At 52.8% G+C, this 16,821-nt stretch carries 17 protein-coding genes and 3 pseudogenes; 9 read left to right on the top strand and 11 right to left on the bottom strand.

The window, feature by feature from the left end:
* Nucleotides 1-88: 88 nt before the first annotated feature.
* Both E5C26_RS09875 and dcuR read left to right on the top strand, forming a co-directional pair.
* The gene (locus E5C26_RS09875) at nt 89-1,690 is read left to right on the top strand and encodes a sensor histidine kinase (protein ID WP_135316132.1); all 1,602 of its coding nucleotides are present in this window, start codon (nt 89-91) and stop codon (nt 1,688-1,690) included.
* Nucleotides 1,691-1,693: 3 nt separating this feature from the next.
* A complete protein-coding gene (gene dcuR, locus E5C26_RS09870) occupies nt 1,694-2,407 on the top strand; it encodes a two-component system response regulator DcuR (protein ID WP_135316131.1) in 714 nt (237 codons plus the stop codon).
* 39 nt (nt 2,408-2,446) lie between these two features.
* Here dcuR and E5C26_RS09865 read toward each other — a convergent pair whose 3' ends face one another.
* On the bottom strand, nt 2,447-2,995 hold the full coding sequence (locus tag E5C26_RS09865; RefSeq protein ID WP_135316130.1) for a nuclear transport factor 2 family protein: 549 nt from the start codon (nt 2,993-2,995) through the stop codon (nt 2,447-2,449).
* A 17-nt stretch (nt 2,996-3,012) separates the two neighbouring features.
* Nucleotides 3,013-4,110 carry an NAD(P)-dependent alcohol dehydrogenase gene (locus E5C26_RS09860; RefSeq protein ID WP_135316129.1) on the bottom strand — a complete coding sequence of 366 codons (1,098 nt, stop codon included), beginning with the start codon at nt 4,108-4,110 and terminating at the stop codon, nt 3,013-3,015.
* A gap of 117 nt (nt 4,111-4,227) precedes the next feature.
* Between E5C26_RS09860 and E5C26_RS09855 the strand changes: the two genes are divergently transcribed.
* A complete protein-coding gene (locus tag E5C26_RS09855; RefSeq protein ID WP_135316128.1) occupies nt 4,228-5,160 on the top strand; it encodes a LysR family transcriptional regulator in 933 nt (310 codons plus the stop codon).
* A 94-nt stretch (nt 5,161-5,254) separates the two neighbouring features.
* Here E5C26_RS09855 and fabV read toward each other — a convergent pair whose 3' ends face one another.
* Together fabV and E5C26_RS09845 are read right to left on the bottom strand one after the other, a co-directional pair.
* A complete protein-coding gene (gene fabV, locus E5C26_RS09850; protein WP_012006373.1) occupies nt 5,255-6,454 on the bottom strand; it encodes an enoyl-ACP reductase FabV in 1,200 nt (399 codons plus the stop codon).
* 217 nt (nt 6,455-6,671) lie between these two features.
* Complete coding sequence (locus E5C26_RS09845; protein WP_135316127.1) at nt 6,672-7,022, bottom strand: DUF4377 domain-containing protein; 351 nt, start codon at nt 7,020-7,022, stop codon at nt 6,672-6,674.
* Nucleotides 7,023-7,231: 209 nt separating this feature from the next.
* Between E5C26_RS09845 and E5C26_RS09840 the strand changes: the two genes are divergently transcribed.
* The gene (locus tag E5C26_RS09840) at nt 7,232-7,768 is read left to right on the top strand and encodes a DUF4136 domain-containing protein (RefSeq protein WP_240775958.1); all 537 of its coding nucleotides are present in this window, start codon (nt 7,232-7,234) and stop codon (nt 7,766-7,768) included.
* A 118-nt stretch (nt 7,769-7,886) separates the two neighbouring features.
* On the opposite strand, the pseudogene E5C26_RS09835 reads toward E5C26_RS09840, so the two are convergent.
* Together E5C26_RS09835 and E5C26_RS09830 are read right to left on the bottom strand one after the other, a co-directional pair.
* A pseudogene (locus tag E5C26_RS09835) lies at nt 7,887-8,303 on the bottom strand (GNAT family N-acetyltransferase); the annotation flags it as partial.
* A gap of 7 nt (nt 8,304-8,310) precedes the next feature.
* Complete coding sequence (locus E5C26_RS09830) at nt 8,311-9,204, bottom strand: LysR family transcriptional regulator (protein ID WP_240775957.1); 894 nt, start codon at nt 9,202-9,204, stop codon at nt 8,311-8,313.
* A gap of 116 nt (nt 9,205-9,320) precedes the next feature.
* On the opposite strand from E5C26_RS09830, the gene E5C26_RS09825 reads away from it, so the two are divergent.
* From E5C26_RS09825 to E5C26_RS09810, 4 genes and pseudogenes are all read left to right on the top strand, one after another.
* The gene (locus E5C26_RS09825; RefSeq protein ID WP_135316125.1) at nt 9,321-10,076 is read left to right on the top strand and encodes an SDR family NAD(P)-dependent oxidoreductase; all 756 of its coding nucleotides are present in this window, start codon (nt 9,321-9,323) and stop codon (nt 10,074-10,076) included.
* A gap of 21 nt (nt 10,077-10,097) precedes the next feature.
* Complete coding sequence (locus E5C26_RS09820) at nt 10,098-11,045, top strand: alpha/beta hydrolase (RefSeq protein WP_135316202.1); 948 nt, start codon at nt 10,098-10,100, stop codon at nt 11,043-11,045.
* A gap of 220 nt (nt 11,046-11,265) precedes the next feature.
* Nucleotides 11,266-12,008, top strand: a pseudogene (locus E5C26_RS09815) (transposase).
* Nucleotides 12,009-12,043: 35 nt separating this feature from the next.
* Nucleotides 12,044-12,205: pseudogene (locus E5C26_RS09810) on the top strand (tyrosine-type recombinase/integrase); the annotation flags it as partial.
* A 318-nt stretch (nt 12,206-12,523) separates the two neighbouring features.
* Here E5C26_RS09810 and E5C26_RS09800 read toward each other — a convergent pair.
* The 4 genes from E5C26_RS09800 to ftnA all read right to left on the bottom strand — a co-directional run bounded on the left by E5C26_RS09800 (nt 12,524) and on the right by ftnA (nt 15,044).
* The gene (locus tag E5C26_RS09800; RefSeq protein WP_135316123.1) at nt 12,524-12,865 is read right to left on the bottom strand and encodes a YebY family protein; all 342 of its coding nucleotides are present in this window, start codon (nt 12,863-12,865) and stop codon (nt 12,524-12,526) included.
* Between the two features lie 69 nt (nt 12,866-12,934).
* Nucleotides 12,935-13,816, bottom strand: a complete 882-nt coding sequence (gene copD / locus E5C26_RS09795; RefSeq protein WP_135316122.1) for a copper homeostasis membrane protein CopD — start codon at nt 13,814-13,816, stop codon at nt 12,935-12,937.
* Between the two features lie 3 nt (nt 13,817-13,819).
* On the bottom strand, nt 13,820-14,203 hold the full coding sequence (gene yobA, locus E5C26_RS09790; protein WP_135316121.1) for a CopC domain-containing protein YobA: 384 nt from the start codon (nt 14,201-14,203) through the stop codon (nt 13,820-13,822).
* Between the two features lie 322 nt (nt 14,204-14,525).
* Entirely contained in the window at nt 14,526-15,044 is a 519-nt protein-coding gene (gene ftnA / locus E5C26_RS09785; protein ID WP_135316120.1) for a non-heme ferritin, read from the bottom strand.
* 374 nt (nt 15,045-15,418) lie between these two features.
* On the opposite strand from ftnA, the gene E5C26_RS09780 reads away from it, so the two are divergent.
* A complete protein-coding gene (locus tag E5C26_RS09780) occupies nt 15,419-15,649 on the top strand; it encodes a DNA polymerase III subunit theta (RefSeq protein ID WP_012006365.1) in 231 nt (76 codons plus the stop codon).
* 178 nt (nt 15,650-15,827) lie between these two features.
* On the opposite strand, the gene pip is transcribed toward E5C26_RS09780, so the two are convergent.
* A complete protein-coding gene (gene pip, locus E5C26_RS09775) occupies nt 15,828-16,781 on the bottom strand; it encodes a prolyl aminopeptidase (RefSeq protein WP_135316119.1) in 954 nt (317 codons plus the stop codon).
* Nucleotides 16,782-16,821: the final 40 nt, after the last annotated feature.

The raw sequence follows: 16,821 nt of genomic DNA, 5'->3' as shown, positions 1-16,821 counted from the left end.
GGCGGCAGCATGTTATAACCTGCTGCCGGTCGCTGCCCCGCGCTCCATTCCCCGCTATTATCCTGACTGGCCCATTCGGAGAACCGCCATGCCCAAACAACGGATACCGCTGAAGCTCAGCACCACGCTCACGCTGATGGTGTCTGCCATCATCGCTTCGGTGCTATTGGTGGTATATGCGCTGTTTTTCGTGCAGATGAATCATCAGGGACAAGATCAGCAACGTCAAAAAGCGATGGCGATTGCCGAAACGCTGGCGCTCTCCGGGAATGTGATTGATGGCCTGCTGCGTGAAGATCACAGCGGTGCGGTCCAGCGCTTTGCCGAGCAGGTACGCCAAAAGAATGAATTACTGTTTGTGGTGATAGTGGACATGAAAGGCATCCGCTACTCACACCCCAAGCCCTGGCTTGTCGGCCAACATTTTATCGGTGACGATTTGGAGCCTGCGCTACGCGGTGCAACCAACAGCGCCATTAATCGCGGCGCATTAGCCCCTTCACTGCGGGTTTTTGCCCCGGTTTACGACAGCGAACGGCGGCAGATTGGCGTGGTGGCACTGGGGATTGCGCTCGACACCGTTCAACGCGTAGTGGGCGAAAGCCGCTGGATCATCTACTGGACACTGGCCTTCGCCGCACTGGTCGGTACGCTCGGCATCTTCTTTTTGGTTAAGGCCCTCAAGCGCATTATGCTCGGTTTTGAACCTTACGAAATCTCCAACCTGTTTGAACAGCGCAATGCCATGCTGCAATCAATTAAAGAAGGTGTTATCGCGGTCGATAACCAATCACGCATCACCATTGTCAACGATGAAGCCAAACGTCTGTTGCGCCAAAATGGGCCTTTCGAAAACCTGCTGTTGGAATCCGCCAGCAAATACTGGCCGACACAGCTGCATCTGGCGGAAGTGTTGGAAAGCGGTCAACCGCTACGTGACCAGCAGATCAGCTTTAATGGCAGCGAACTGCTGACCAATACCGTGCCGGTGATCGTCAAGGGCCAGGTGATTGGTGCTATCGCCACCTTCCGCGATAAAACCGAAATCAGCCAGTTGGTGCAGCGCCTGAGCGGCATGGCACACTATGCCGACGCGTTACGCGTCCAGTCACATGAATTTATGAACAAGCTGCATGTGATCCTCGGCATGCTGCATATGAAGGCCTACCAGCAGTTGGAAAACTACATCATCAACACCGCCAGCACCTATCAGGAAGAGATCGGCGCACTGCTGAGGAAAATCCAGTCGCCGGAAGTGGCGGGCTTCTTTATCGGCAAAATCAACCGCGCCCATGAAGCCGGTATTGAGCTGACCATTGACGAAACCAGCCTGCTGCCGGAAACCGACGATGCGGAAACCACCCACGTGCTGATCAGCGTACTGGGCAATTTGATTGAAAATGCCATTGACGCTATCGATGGCGTTGAGGGGCACGAGATCAACCTGAGCTTTCATCACAATGAGAATCACTTACACTGTATAGTCAGCGATGACGGTCCCGGTATCGATCCGGCTCTCGGCGCACGTATCTTTGAACAGGGTGTTTCAACCAAAGGGCCGGGGCGTGGTATCGGGCTGGCGTTGATCCGCAGCAGTCTGGAAAAACTGGGCGGCAGCATTGATTTCGAATCTGAACCGGGTGAACTAACCCAATTTTTTGTCCATATCCCCTATCAGGCCAAGGGCTGAACCATGATTAACGTATTGATTATCGACGACGACCCGATGGTGGCGGAGTTAAACAAATACTACCTGAGCCAGGTGAGCGGCTTTCACTGCCTGGCGACGGTCGCCACCCTGGCACAAGCACGCGCACTGCTGGCCGACGCCGAAGTCAGTATCGATCTGGTGTTGCTGGATATTTATATGCAGCAGGAAAACGGGCTGGACTTACTGCCTGGCCTACGTGAATTGGGTGAAAAAACCGACGTCATTATCATCTCTTCCGCCAGCGACGTGGATACGGTGCAACGCGCCCTGCACTACGGCGTGGTGGATTACCTGATCAAACCTTTCCAGTTTGGGCGTTTCAAAGAGGCGTTAAATAACTATCAGCAACAGTCGCAAATTTTGGCGCAGCGCGAATTCTCGCAAGGGGATGTGGACAGCCTGTTACGCCGCCAACCCACCAGCACCGAAGGGAAGAAGCTGCCGAAGGGGCTGACCAGCATCACACTGAGTACGGTGTGCGAATGGATTGAACAACAGCACGACGGTGAATTTTCAACCGACAACCTGGCTAATGCCATCGGGATTTCACGCGTTTCTTGCCGAAAATATCTGATCTATTTGGCGGAAAGCGGCATTCTCGGCACCCGTATTCTGTATGGCACTACCGGCAGGCCGGTCTATCTTTATCAGCTAAAGCCGGATGCCATCGCCATGCTGAAAGAGTATTGCCGTTAGCCGATGTCCCCGGAGCGAACCGGGGGCATCTACGGGCTGTTATTGCGTTTTACGGATCAGACCAAAATCATGCAGCGCCACATACGGGTTCCAATATTCGCGGGCGCTGGCAATCTGCCCATCGTTGATGGTCACGATGGCAATAAACTGCTGATTATAATCGCCGCCACTTTGTTTGATTTTACCGCTGCTGGTGTATTCAAACACAAACACGCCAGGTTCCGCCGTCACCACTTTTCTCCAGCCCTTCCAGTCGGCATATTTCAGATCGCCGAGGTATTCGCTCATGCCGGTAAAGTAACGGGTCATATTTTCACGCCCCTTGGAGGCCGTGGCAAAGAAGCTGAAATCTTCTACCGGCGCATAAGGCAGTTCAAACACCCCTTGCGGCGTAAAGTATTTCGCCACATTATCCGGTTTTTCCGACCAACCGTTCAGGCTACGCCAGTAAAACTCGGCGACATCATTAACGTCGTAGCCTGGCTGCAAGTAATACAGCCCCTGTTTTTCGATAATATGGTCGTTAGCCTGCACGGACGCAGCCGCGCCCATCAGCCCCAGCAGGGCCGCTGAAAAAAGTTTTTTCATGTTATTTACCTTGAGGGTTACATACGAATAACGGCTTTAATGGTTTCACCGGATTGTGAATCCGCCATCGCCTGGTTGATGTCTTTCATCGCATAAAAACGGATCAGGCGATCGATCGGGAACCGCCCTTGTTGGAACAACTGTGCCAGCATCGGGATAAACACCGCCGGTGCCGCATCGCCCATAATGGAGCCCTGCACTGCCCGCCCTCGGATCAGATGCATAATGTCGAGCGGCAAGGATTCGCCTTGTGGCACCACGCCGGTCAGCACACATTTGCCATTTTCCGCCAGCACCTGCACCGCATTCGCCATAACACCCGCGTGCCCGGCAGCTTCAACGCTATAGTCCGCACCGCGCCCACCGGTCAGTTGATTAATCACCTCGGCGACATCCGCCGTTTTCGGGTTAATCACCGTAGTGGCTCCCAGTTCTTTGGCCAATGCCAGACGATTCTCTTTGATATCCACGGCGACAATTTGGCCGCAGCCCACCACCCTCGCCGCCATCACTGCCGCCAGTCCCACCGCCCCCAGACCAAACACCACCAACGTGGAGCCCACCTGCGCCCGCAGGGTGTTAATGACGGCCCCCGCACCGGTCATCAGCCCGCAGGCCAGCGGCCCAAGGAACTCCAGCGGAATGGCTTTATCGATCGGTACAATACTGCTGGCATTGACCACCGCGTATTGCGCAAATGAAGACTGGCCGAAAAAGTGGCTGTGTACGTCGCCCTGCTCATCACTCAGGCTGACCGAACCGTCACTGCGCTGTGCCAGCCAGTTTAACGGCACATGTTGGCGACAATAAGTCGGCAGGCCGATACTGCACTTGTCACAAGCGCCGCACGAGGCCAGAGACAACACGACATGATCGCCGGGTGCCACTTTACTGACACCGGCCCCGACCCGCACCACCACCCCGGCCCCTTCGTGCCCCAACACCACCGGCGCTGGCATCGGGATAATGCCTTTGTGTGCCGCGATATCGGTATGACACAGGCCGGTAGCCACCAGTTTAACCAACACTTCGTCAGCACGGGGGTCGCCAAGCTGCAATTGCTTGAGGGAAAAACCCTCGGCCGCGCTTTCACTGACTGCTGCTGTAATTTCCATATTCTCTCCCACTGAACCTGATGCTGATGCTTTGGTGTGGAGCAGTATAGGGTGCGCTATTGGACGCAAAAAGATGCCATACTCTGATTCACTGTTCTCAAATTAGGGACAATAAGCATGCAGAAAGGCATATTGAAAGATCTGAACGACCTTTATTATTTCGCCCAGGTGGCCCAGTACGGCGGGTTTTCCGCGGCCAGCCGTGCGCTGGATATCCCAAAATCCAAACTGAGCGCCCGTGTGCTGGCACTGGAAGAGCGTCTTGGCGTGTTGCTGTTCCAACGCACAACCCGACGGGTCAAGCTGACGGAGACCGGCTCGATGCTGCTGCGTCATGCGCAGGTGGCGATCAACGAGGCTGAGACAGCCCAGGAGATGATTGACCAAAGCATGGCGAAACCTTCCGGTCTGGTACGCGTCAGTTGCCCAAAACTGGCAACCGATGTGTTGCTTTCCCCTTGCCTGCCCGCCTTTATGGCAGCAAACCCCGGTATTCAGGTGCAGCTGCTGGCAAGCGACACCCGGTTTGATCCCGTGGCCGACAAAATCGATGTGGCATTGCGTTTGCGCCAACGCAAAGACATGAGTGAAGGCATGATAGCCCGTGAGCTGGGCCAAAGCGTGCGTATCCTGGTCGCTTCGCCGCAGTATCTGGCGCAACACCCCCCGTTGACCGATCCGCAACAATTGGGCACTCACGATCTGCTGACGCTGGTCGACATTTGCGAACAACAAACCTGGGATTTAGAAGGCCCCGACGGGGAAAAAAGAGCAGTGCGCGTTAACCCACGCTTGATGTGTAGCGAATGGGGGGTTATCCACAGCGCGCTTTATCAGCATCTGGGTATCGCGTTGCTGCCGGACATCAGCTGTCGTCAGGCGCTGATGCAGGGTGAGCTGGTCCGAGTGTTACCACAATGGGCCTGCGCACCACTGATCATGCACGCGGTGTTTCCGACCCGACGCGGCATGCTGCCTTCGGTTCGTGCACTGGTAGATTTTTTGGCGTTGCAGGTACCGCCGCTGCTGTTGAAAGGTGCGGTGAAATAATATCGAGTCTTGGGTTGTTAGCGGATTTTTGCAGCAGATGCAGTTAGAGAAAAGGCCGGGATTTCTCCCAGCCTTCTCTCAATGCCCGAGGAAGTTAGACTAACTCAACCACATCAAACTTAACTTCACCGCTGAGGTCGGCTTCGTAATCAACACCTTGCAGACCAAAACCGAACAGGCGCAGGAACTCGGCCTTATAGCCCAGGTAATCGGTCAGTTCATTGATGTTGTTATCGTTGATCTGTGCCCAGATTTCACGGCAGGTGTTCTGCACGTCGTCGCGCAGTTCCCAGTCATCCAGACGCAGACGGTGCTTCTCATCGGTATCCGGTGCGGTGCCACTGTACAGCTTGGTGGCGAACAGGCGCTGGATTTGTTCGATGCAACCTTCGTGGATCCCCTGTGCCTTCATGATTTTGAAGACGATAGAGATATACAACGGCATTACCGGAATAGCGGAAGAAGCCTGAGTCACCACCGACTTCAGCACGGCAACGTAAGCCGCGCCGCCTTTGGCCTTCAGTTTCTGATCGATGGCCAAAGCCGCGCGATCCAAATCTTCTTTTGCCTTGCCCAAAGTACCGTGCCAGTAGATTGGCCAGGTCAGATCGGTACCGATATAGGAGTAAGCCACGGCCTGCACGTTGTCCGCCAGCACGCCGGCTTCTTCCAGTGCGTCCATCCACAGCTGCCAGTCCTGGCCGCCCATCACTTTGACGGTATCAGCAATTTCTTGCTCGTTGGCCGGTTCAACCACGGCTTCAACCAGCACGTCTTTGTTGGTATCGAGCGCCACGGATTTGTACGGTTCGCCGATAGGTTTCAGCGCGGAGCGCACCACTTCACCGGTTTCCGGCATTTTACGCACTGGCGAGGCCAGCGAGTAAACCACCATGTCGATCTGGCCCAGATCCTGTTTAATCAGGTCGATAACCGTTTGGCGGCATTCGTTGGAGAACGCGTCGCCGTTAACGCTTTTTGCGTACAGGCCTTCTTCTTTAGCTGCCTTGTCAAAACCAGCAGAGTTGTACCAGCCGGCAGAACCGGTTTTGGCTTCGCTGCCCGGCTTTTCAAAAAATACGCCGATGGTGGCTGCACCGCTGCCGAATGCGGCATTGATACGTGACGCCAGGCCGTAACCGGTGGAAGCACCGATCACCAGCACTTTTTTCGGACCGTTTTTCAGTTCACCACGTGACTTAACGTAGGCAATTTGCTCACGGACATTGGCTTCACAACCTGCCGGATGAGCGGTAGTGCAGATAAAACCACGAATTTTAGGTTTGATAATCATAGTAATTTTTTCTTGGTAGCTAAAAACCGAAGGACAATATACCTGATTTTCTCAATATACTTAAGCTGGGTGCGTGGCAGAATCGCAACAAGTGCAGTGAACAGACCAGTTGTGCCGTTTAAAAACTTGTTAACGCAGCAGGATCATGGGGACAGGCGCGAGGGGCCTGGGGGAGTTTCAAGGCCAGGCGGTTGTGCGCCCGGCCCGATAAAACCACTCAGGCTTTATTCTTTTCCAGCTGTTCAATCAACGTATAACGCAGAGAGGAAGCATCGGCCGGCGGGTTTTCCACCTCCGTCACCTGCACTTTCAGGCGATAGTTATAGCCCGGTTCAAAAGTAAAACCTTCAATTCCGGTATAGAACAGCCCCCACGGCTCTTGCGCGGAATGACGCACCTGCATGCACTTCATTGGGGCAACGCCCGTACAATTTACCAGCGCGCTGTTCACCAGCAACACTTCCGTATGGTTTCCGTCTTTAGTCACGGGTTGGCTCACTTTCGTTCCCTCTTGGCTGCAGCCGACCAGACCGGCCAGGGCCACAAATAACAACGCTTTGATTTTCAATGTAATGTGCCTTTAAGTCTTTAGGTGGTGCGAATAGTAACAAAGCTACCGCTACCGGGGCCAGAGGCGCATGCTGAATTTGGGTCATCGTTAAGGGAGCCTGCGTTCCCTCATACGCCCAACACAAAAAAGTGACTTCTTTTCGTCATTTGCTAACCCTGACTTCTGAGTATAAGTTTATGAAACCAATAATCCTTAAGGGGTTTTCTATGCGTTCACTTTCTTGCATTTTTGTCGCCGGTTCGATGGCTTTACTATCGGGTTGCGCCAGCCAACCGCAGGTGACCAGCGATTATGACCACAGCGCTAACTTCACCCAATATCACACCTACGGTTTTGCCACAGAGACTACCGAGCAATACCAAACCTTGACGGGTAAATACATTCAAACGGCGATTAAGCAACAGATGGAACAGCGCGGTTATCAACCCAGCGCAACCCCTGATCTCTTGGTCTACAGCAGCGTTATGAAACAAAACAAAGTACAGGTGAATGACGCCCCGGTTCCGGTTGGCCGCCGAGGTTATGCAGGCTGGGGCGGTTACAATCAAACCGTTTGGAGCTATACCGAAGGCACCCTGACGGTTGACCTGGTGGACAGCAAGAAAAAACAATTGGTTTGGCGTGGAACCGCCAGTAATACGCTCAATTCGGATGGTAAACCAGCCAGTCAGACCCAGATCCAACAGGCGGTGACCGCCCTGTTTGCCACTTACTCCTTTAAGGCCGGCCCGGCAAGTCGGTGATTGTTTTGCATTGGTCAGAGCGACAGCCCTATTTCGGTAAATAGGGCTTAATGCAGCGTATAAATTCAGGATTTTTACCCTTAGCTCTCTGGTCGACTTGCCAGCACATGGAGTTACTTCATTCCGCTACTGCTGCTATTTTGAAAAATGCTTCAAGATTGCACTTTTGAGTTCCACCTTTTGTGAAGTTATCGGGTGAAAGCCAACCTGAAAGAGCCCTGTCTATAATTGGCCATTCGATATCGATAACTGATAACCAGTTCGTATCGCGGTTACGTTGTTTACGAGTCATCGCCTGACGAAAACATCCTTCAAACGAAAACCCCAGCCTTTCAGCAGCCTTTCTTGACGCCACATTCAGTGAATCACAACGCCACTCAACCCGACGGTAGCCTAAAGAAAATGCACTTTTGAGTAGCAGTTGTATGGCCTCTGTACCCATGGTGGTTCGTTGCATTAATGGTGACCAGGTAACATGCCCTATTTCCAGTGCGCCGTTAACGGTATCGATGCAGCTATAGCAGACAACGCCAACTTAGCTGTCATGTTCTCTGCCTGAGCGCCGTGAGGATAACGTTGAATGCGGTAGAAGATTGCAAACGACTGGTGTAATACAAGTAGTATTCGGGATGGGTGATACTGAAGGTTTCCAGCACGGTAATCAGATTGCCGGACGTGAGGTGAGTTTGTGCTAATGCCTTGGGTAAAAAGGCAAAACCATAGCCGTCGATGGCAGCCTGGAGTGCCTGATTAATCCCATTCACCACCAGTTGCCCATTCACACTCAGCTTGTGCTCTCGCCCCTCAATGGAAAATACCCAGGGTAAATTTTTGCCGTGGGTAGGCAACTGCAGATTGATACAGGGGAATGCCAATAATTCACTGGGTACGCGGGGTGATGGGTGTTCAGAAAGAAATTTTGGGGAGGCTACGACCACCATGTGGTGTTGTCCACTGATCGGAACGGCAATCATATCTTTGGCGATCATGCCACCACGTCGCACCCCCGCATCAAAGCGCTCTTTGGCGATATCGACCAAACCATAATCCGTGATGATTTCCAGTTTGATTTCAGGATAATTTTTGAGTACTGGAGCCAGCTTGGGCCACAGGACCTGTTGCACCGCGTATTCATCAGCTGAAATACGCACCGTGCCGGAGGGCTTCTCACGCAGATCTGCCAATTGATTCAATCCGGCGGAAATTTCTTCAATGGCGGGGCCGACCAGACCGAGTAGCCGCTCCCCGGCTTCTGTCAGCGTCAGGCTGCGGGTCGTCCGATTCAACAGTTTGAGCTGCATTCTGCGCTCCAGGTTACTGATAGTTTGACTGACGGCAGATTGCGATGTGCCGGCTTTTGCCGCTGCGCGAGTAAAGCTTCTTTCCTGGGAAACCGTTATAAACGTGACCAGATCGTTGAGATTTTCTTTCATCATTTTATAACCTAAACTTATAACTGAAATCTGATTATCCCTACTAATCAAAGTGAATGTACAGACTTATCATGAATCACATCATTCTTGAATTTGTATACACACTCGGAGATATCCAGATGAAATACACCCTGATCACCGGTGCCAGTTCAGGCATTGGCAAAGCCCTCAGCTATCAGTTCGCCGAGCGTGGCCATAACCTTATTATTACCGCCAGACGAGAAGAGGAGCTGAACCAGATCAAGCAGGATATCGAGGCGCGTTATCAGGTCCAGGTACTGGTTAACGTCTGCGATCTGTCGCAAGAGTGGGCGGCTGAACGTCTTTATAATCAGCTGCAGCATGTTGAGCTGAGTGTCATGATTAACAACGCTGGATTTGGCGATTTCTCCATGCCCTGGGAGCTGGATCTGGTCAAGGCAAACCGCATGCTGGACTTGAACATCAAGGCACTGACGACGCTTTCGTTACTGTACGTTAAAGACTACGCAAATCAGGACGCGACCTTGATTAACGTCGCTTCGGTTGGCGGTTATGCCATTTTTGACATTGCTGTGACCTACTGTGCCACCAAATTCTATGTTGCAGCCTTTACCGAAGGGCTGGCGCAAACGCTACGCGATCAGGGCAAAAGCCTGCGGGCGAAAGTGATTGCCCCGGGCCCCACGCACAGTGAATTCGTAACTCAATCGTCGGATAAAGGCGCGATTGCGGGAGATGGCCTGTTTGCCGAAGACGCTTTCATCACCGCAGAACAGTTGGCGTCTTATACCTATCAGTTGTTTGAAAGCGAGCAGGCCGTGGGGATCGTCAACGAAAACCGCCAACTGGTGCTGCAATCCCCGGTTTATCCGTATATCAACGTACCGCACTAACCAGCATACAGGAGCCAAATGATGAAGAATGTCCTCTTTAAAAACCGGGACTGGACCGTTGCCGCCGTCATCCGTTTCCCTGAAGGTTTCGATGTCAAGCAAACCTATCCGGCAATTATTTGCGCGCATCCTATCAGCAGTTGTAAGGAACAAACCGCCGGGAGTATCTATGGAGAAGCGTTGGCCAAGGCCGGATTTATCACGCTGGCTTTCGACGCATCCACACAAGGTGGGAGCGGCGGTACACCACGCTTTAGTGAGGATCCGGCCACCCGTACGGAAGATTTCCGTTGCGCCGTCGATTACCTAGTGACGCTGCCTTACATCGATGAGAATCGAATTGGGGTGTTGGGTGTATGCGGTGGAGGTGCTTACGCGGTAAACGTTGCGATGACCGAAAAACGTATCAAAGCGGTGGGCGCAGTGGTAGCGACCAATTATGGCCGAATGATGCGTGAAGGAGATATGTCGCCGGACGCAGCACTGAATCTACTGGAGTTCCTCGGGCAGCAGCGCACAGCCGAAGCCCGGGGTGCAGAACCGTTGATCACCGGTTACATTCCCTTTGCCAGCCAGGCGGAATGCGAAGCAGCGGGAGTACAGGAAGTGGATATGCTCAATGCGGTTGATTACTACTTAACGCCGCGCGGCCAACAACCTGGCTCGCCGAATAAACTGCGCCTGACCAGCACCGCAGCGGCCATTGGCTGGGACGCCTTCCATCTGGCGGAAAAACTGTTGACTCAGCCGTTGCATGTAATTATTGGCAGCGTCCCCGGAGCTTTTGGTTCTTATCGTGATGGGTTTGAGCTTTACCAGCGCGCACGCTCAACTGAGAAAACCCTGCAGGTAGTGGAAGGTGCTAGCCATTACGACTTGTACGATCAACATGAAGCGACCACCAAAGCGCTGGAACAGTTAATTCCGTTTTATCAAAAACATCTCTGTGACGCGGCAAGCAAGCAATAGGGTAAGTCGGAGAAAACCATAACGATATAGAGCCCGCAGGGACACTTCTGCGGGCTTTTAGCTGTTCTCAGTGGTAAGTGTATCCATGAACAGGTTTGCCATAGAGGTCGCTTTTTTACCAAGAAAAACACCTCGTTTGAGGTAGCATCTGACCTGCTCCCCGTTGATTAATACACCCTGATGTTAGTAATGTCTTCATAAGCCACATGAGGACATCCCCATGAAGAAGCGTTTTTCCGACGAACAGATCATCAGTATTCTCCGCGAGGCTGAAGCCGGGGTATCCGCCCGTGAACTCTGCCGCAAGCACGCCATTTCCGACGCCACGTTTTACACCTGGCGTAAAAAGTATAGCGGTATGGAGGTGCCCGAGGTTAAGCGCCTGAAGTCGCTTGAGGAAGAGAACGCCCGACTCAAGCAGCTGCTGGCCGAAGCCATGCTGGATAAGGAGGCGCTTCAGGTGACCCTGGGCCGAAAGTACTGACGACAGACCAGAAGCGGGAAGCCGTGGTGTTGATGTGTGATGCGACCGGTCTGTCGCAACGTCGTGCCTGCAGGCTGACAGGTTTGTCCCTGTCGACCTGCCGTTACGAAGCGCAGCCTCCGGCATCGGATGCGCATTTATCCGGACGCATCACCGAACTGGCACTGGAGCGCAGGCGTTTTGGCTACCGCCGCATCTGGCAGTTGCTGCGCCGTGAAGGGATTCATGTTAATCACAAGCGAGTATACCGGCTCTACCATCTCAGTGGACTGGGCGTAAACGGGCGCTTTCGCGATGAATGCCTGAATGAACACTGGTTCAGCGACGTCAGCCATGCCAGGAAAACCATCAGTGAATGGCGTCAGGATTATAACGAGTGCCGCCCGCACTCCACGCTGAATTATCAGACGCCGTCTGAGTTTGCGGCGGGCTGGAGAAAGAGTAATTCTGAGAGTGAAGGATCCGACATTACTAACTGAGCGTTGTATCTAATCCTGGGGGCAGGTCAGATCTTGGTGACAATCCACCAACATTTCACGAGATTCGCAGCCTCGCGTCACGGCTATACAGCATGGAAAAAGGGGAAGAGTTTGCACAGCGCCTACTGGGCCACAAATCAGCAATCATGACGAAGAAATATCTCGATCCCAGAGGCAAGGAATACGTACTTGTCTAAAAAGACCGGATATAGGTTTTCGTGGAAATTTCGTGTATTTTCGTGCGTGGGTGAAATTTTACCTTATAAATCAAACACACAAAAAAAGACCGAATACGATTCCTATATTCGGTCTAGGGAAATGGCTCTTGGGAGAGAGCCGTGCGCTAAAAGTTGGCATTTTGTGCAAAGCTTGTTCAGCCGTGCACTTTAAGAGTAGCTTACCGCGCTATTTTTGCCAGCCTGCCACACGGCGAGTGATAGTTTCATTAAGAAATTATTTCTGCGTAATTTTTCGTCACCGGTTAACCCCAAACTAAACCATTGTGGGATAAGCGATTAGTTAGCGCACAGCTTCTCGGCACGTTCGCGGTACGGCTCAACACTCATTTTATGACCGGGATTAGCAACGTCATCCAACAGGATCACGTCCAGCGGCTGGGCGCGCTGCTGCCCTGCTTTCACCTGCGCCTCTGCGGCTTCGTTGAGCGGGTACTGCATCAGCGTGCTGTTGTTGAGTACGAACAGTGCGCCGCCGCTGCGGCACTGCAATGTCACCTCTTCTTTGGTGAACGCCCATTGTTTGCCGTATTCCAACTTGGTGATGTTCACCAGTTGATCTGCCGCCAGCGCACCGGTCGCGGTTGCCAGCAGCGTTATGCCAAGTAATGCCGATTTCATGTTGTGGCCTTAAGGTTGCTATTTGATTCAATTTTCCCGCAGTTTGGGGGCATCCGGCAAGCCGCAATGTTACACCGGCGCATAAGTTGCAAATAAACTGACCAGCAGCAGCACGCCCGCGCCCAACCCCACTTCAATCCAGCAGGCCAACACCAGCCCGCGCTGTGCCAACTGCGGCATGCTGCTCATCGCCGGGACGATGGCGTATCGGTTGGCCAACGCCACCATCATCATCAGCGCCACCAGTGCGGTTTTGAACAGCAGCAGGCGCTGGTAAGGAGAATCAACATCCAGCGGCCAGCTACCGAGAATAATCAAACTGTTGATTACGCCGGTCAACACCACCAGCGCTACCGCCAGGTGGCCCCAACGCGAGAAGCGTATCAGCGTGGTAACCGCGTCGCTACGGCTTTGTGGTTCAGCCAGATAACGCAGGCAAACCAGCAACGGCAACAAGCTGCCAAACCAGTAACCAGCGGCCAGCAGGTGCAGTGCGTGGTTAAAACGATGCAGTGCGCCCAATGCCCCTTCATGCATCGCTGCATGACCGATAAACGCCATGCTGATCAGCAACAATGTGGAAAGCAGCGCCAAAATCTGCGTGCGGCGCGGTTCTGCCAACCACAGGCTCAGCAACGCCAATAATGAAATGCCCAGGTGCCAGCGCCAGACCTCACCGAAGGTGGTCCCCAGTACCGCCCACCACACGTCCAGCCGCCAGGTGTCGGCCCAGCCGTCGCCCATCTGTCCGGCCTGAATAGCCAGCAGCGCCACGGCAGAAAGCCCGGCAAGCCAGGTGCAGGAGACCAGCAAAGGACGCACATCACGGGTGAGATACGGGGAAAGGCGCTGCGGCGACAATAAGGCGGTGAACAAGCTGGATCCAAACATCAGCATCACCGCCGCAAAGTGCACAAAGCGACACAGGACAAACAGGGTCGCCAGACTCATCAGTTAGTTTACGGTGAAGCTGTACTGGCCTTTGGTTTTATGACCGTCGACCGAAACCACATGCCAGCTGACGTTATATTTTCCTGCCGCCAGGTCACCTTCGATAGGCAGGTTAACCTGGGTATTGTTGTTCGCATCAAGCTGCAATTTGCCGGTTTTTACTTCGGCATTGTTCGGCCCGGTGATTTTAATGCCGCTAAAGTTAGGCTCGATACCTTCGGAGAAGTTAAGCGTCAGCACTTTTGGTGCCGGGCTAACGCTGGCATCTGCCGCCGGCGTTTCAACTTTCAAATGAGCATGCGCCAGCGCCTGCTGTGAAGACAGCCCGACAAACAGCACGAAAATAGTGGAAAGCAGGCGATAAGAAGAACGAATTTTACCAATCACAGTGATATCCCTTAAAGCAATAATCGAGGGTGATAAGGGTTAAGGCTAACCGCCAGGACGATGTATCAGCAGCCCAACCCACCGCAGATGATTGCGCCACGGGTAAACAGAAGAAGGGATTAACCAGTAACCCACTGTTTTAACTCTCTACCCTCCCTGTAGCGTATCGGGTCAAATGATAACGAGTGTCATTATGCAAGTCGAGCAGAACGCTGACATTTTGCGATCTGGTAGCACATATCGCTGTATAACCGCGATAAACTCAGGGCATAAAAAAACCGCGCACCGGGCAAAGCCGATACGCGGTTTTCAATAAGGGCAATTAAACCTGGCCGTTACCGTTCTCGCCGGCCGCACCCATTTTCTTCAGATCTTTATCAATGAAGAACAGTGCATTACCGCTGTTACCCACCAGCGCCAGTTTATCCAGCACGGATTTGAACAATTTCTCTTCTTCGTGCTGCTCGGCAACATACCACTGCAGGAAGTTGAAGGTAGAGTAATCGTGGGCAGTCATGGCAGCATGCGCCAGTTCGTTGATCTGACGGGTAATCAATTGTTCATGTTCGTAAGTCTGCTTGAACACATCCGCCAGGGAGGCAAACTCAACCGGCGGTGCAGCGATGCTGCCCAGCAGAGGCAGGGAACCGGTGTCGCTCAGGTATTCGAACAGGCGTTGCATGTGCTGCATCTCTTCCTGAGAATGCTCTTTAAGGAATGAGGCAGCCCCTTCAAAGCCTTTATCGCTACACCATGCGCTCATTTGCAGGTACAGGTTAGCAGAGTAAAACTCCAGGTTCAGTTGCTCATTCAGCTTCTTGGTCATTTCTGGCGTCAGCATAATCATTCCTTTATTTTGCAGGTATCAACTTAATTTTCCGCATTATGCCTTGGTGAAAACAAAATAAATACACCTGATTCACATCATTACCCATTTAATTTTTAATTACTTCAAAATCAGTGGCTTATTAAAAACTCAAATTACTCATTTAAATTATTATGATAACCATTTACATCTTTATATTTAATCAAAAGGCGAATCATTCTTATTTAAAATAATAAATAGATTACATTGCCATCAGTGTAATAAATAACCCTTCATACCGCCTGCCATTCTTTGTACTTAACTCCCCTTCTGCGCTTCAGGCTTGCCAAGCGCCGCCGGGTGCATTACCTTCTGCGCTGATCCAATGCGGTAACAGTAAGGAGAATACGGTGGGTTACAATCTGGCAGAGCTTTCCAAAGAAGAGATGGACAAAGTGAACGTTGATCTCGCAGCTTCTGGCGTGGCGTTTAAAGAACGCTACAACATGCCGGTGATCCCGGAAATGGTTGAGCGTGAACAGCCGGCGCACCTGCGTGACTATTTCCGCGAGCGCGTGGCGCATTACCGCGTCGAATCACACAAGTTTTCACGTCTGCCCTACGAGCCGAAGTCCAAATAGTAAAAAGCCCGCCGTCATGGCGGGCTCAGATTGCTGACAAAGTTCTTTGTGCTTAAAAGTCTTGATTTGGGGGCTAATAAAAACAAAGAATTATGTCCTCTGATTTACCCCAAACATCCGAAAACCACGTTTTTCGGGTGTTTGTCATCAGATTAAGCCCGCCGGGGCGGGCTTAATGTCACTTGCCGGCAAACCTGTCAGTGGCCAGCATCAGCTGATGCAGGATACCCGGTTCGTCAAACGAGTGTCCGGCCCCCTCGACGATATGCAGTTCCGCCTCCGGCCAGGCCTTCGCCAAATCCCAGGCGTTTTGCACCTGGCAAGCCATATCGTAGCGACCATGGATAATCACCGCCGGGATATGGCGGATCAGCGGGACATTGCGCAGCAGTTGGTCATCGCTTTCCAGGAAGCCCAGATGGGTGAAATAGTGGTTTTCTATGCGGGCAAACGCCAGCGCAAAGTCATCCTCACCAAAAGAAGCCGACTCGCTGCTTGGCAGCAAGGTAACCGTCTCCCCTTCCCACACGCTCCACAGCTTCGCCGCCTCAAGCTGCACCTGCAAATCCGTTGAGGTCAGACGCTGGCGATAAGACGCAATGACGTCCTTACGTTCTTCCTCTGAAAGAATCGACAAGACACGCTCCCATTTCTCCGGGAAGAAGCGCGAAGCACCGTCCTGATAGTACCAATGCAGCTCCTGCTTACGCAGTGTGAAGATACCGCGCAGCACCATTTCGCTGACGCGTTGCGGGTGGGTTTGCGCGTAGGCTAACGCTAGCGTCGAGCCCCAGGAACCACCAAACACCAGCCACTGATCGACACCGGCCATTTCGCGCAGCCGTTCAATGTCCTGCACCAGATGCCAGGTAGTGTTGTTGTCCAGACTGGCGTGCGGCTTGGAACGGCCACAGCCACGCTGATCAAACAGCAACACCTTATAACGCTGCGGGTCGAACAGTTGGCGATGATAAGGGGAAATACCACCGCCCGGCCCGCCGTGAATAAACACCGCCGGCTTACCGTTAGGGTTGCCGCTCAGCTCCCAGTAGATCCGGTGGCCATCTCCAGTGTCCAGCCAACCGCTGTCATATGCTGCTAACGGCGGGTACAAACCTCTTAATTGTTCCATGGCGCTTCCGTCTCTGAGTGGGTCATACCCTCATAAAAGC

The organism is Serratia proteamaculans (genome assembly GCF_004684015.1).
Classification (GTDB): domain Bacteria; phylum Pseudomonadota; class Gammaproteobacteria; order Enterobacterales; family Enterobacteriaceae; genus Serratia; species Serratia proteamaculans_F.
This window is presented reverse-complemented; position numbering and strand designations above follow the sequence as displayed.

What these genes read in the sequence shown, in the direction of transcription:
- fabV (WP_012006373.1), bottom strand. Translation starts at nt 6,454, where the DNA reads ATGATTATCAAACCTAAAATTCGTGGTTTTATCTGCACTACCGCTCAT.
- E5C26_RS09865 (WP_135316130.1), bottom strand. Translation starts at nt 2,995, where the DNA reads ATGAAAAAACTTTTTTCAGCGGCCCTGCTGGGGCTGATGGGCGCGGCT.
- E5C26_RS09860 (WP_135316129.1), bottom strand. Translation starts at nt 4,110, where the DNA reads ATGGAAATTACAGCAGCAGTCAGTGAAAGCGCGGCCGAGGGTTTTTCC.
- E5C26_RS09840 (WP_240775958.1), top strand. Translation starts at nt 7,232, where the DNA reads ATGCGTTCACTTTCTTGCATTTTTGTCGCCGGTTCGATGGCTTTACTA.
- E5C26_RS09820 (WP_135316202.1), top strand. Translation starts at nt 10,098, where the DNA reads ATGAAGAATGTCCTCTTTAAAAACCGGGACTGGACCGTTGCCGCCGTC.
- ftnA (WP_135316120.1), bottom strand. Translation starts at nt 15,044, where the DNA reads ATGCTGACGCCAGAAATGACCAAGAAGCTGAATGAGCAACTGAACCTG.
- E5C26_RS09825 (WP_135316125.1), top strand. Translation starts at nt 9,321, where the DNA reads ATGAAATACACCCTGATCACCGGTGCCAGTTCAGGCATTGGCAAAGCC.
- E5C26_RS09875 (WP_135316132.1), top strand. Translation starts at nt 89, where the DNA reads ATGCCCAAACAACGGATACCGCTGAAGCTCAGCACCACGCTCACGCTG.
- E5C26_RS09830 (WP_240775957.1), bottom strand. Translation starts at nt 9,204, where the DNA reads ATGATGAAAGAAAATCTCAACGATCTGGTCACGTTTATAACGGTTTCC.
- E5C26_RS09855 (WP_135316128.1), top strand. Translation starts at nt 4,228, where the DNA reads ATGCAGAAAGGCATATTGAAAGATCTGAACGACCTTTATTATTTCGCC.
- pip (WP_135316119.1), bottom strand. Translation starts at nt 16,781, where the DNA reads ATGGAACAATTAAGAGGTTTGTACCCGCCGTTAGCAGCATATGACAGC.
- E5C26_RS09800 (WP_135316123.1), bottom strand. Translation starts at nt 12,865, where the DNA reads ATGAAATCGGCATTACTTGGCATAACGCTGCTGGCAACCGCGACCGGT.
- copD (WP_135316122.1), bottom strand. Translation starts at nt 13,816, where the DNA reads ATGAGTCTGGCGACCCTGTTTGTCCTGTGTCGCTTTGTGCACTTTGCG.
- dcuR (WP_135316131.1), top strand. Translation starts at nt 1,694, where the DNA reads ATGATTAACGTATTGATTATCGACGACGACCCGATGGTGGCGGAGTTA.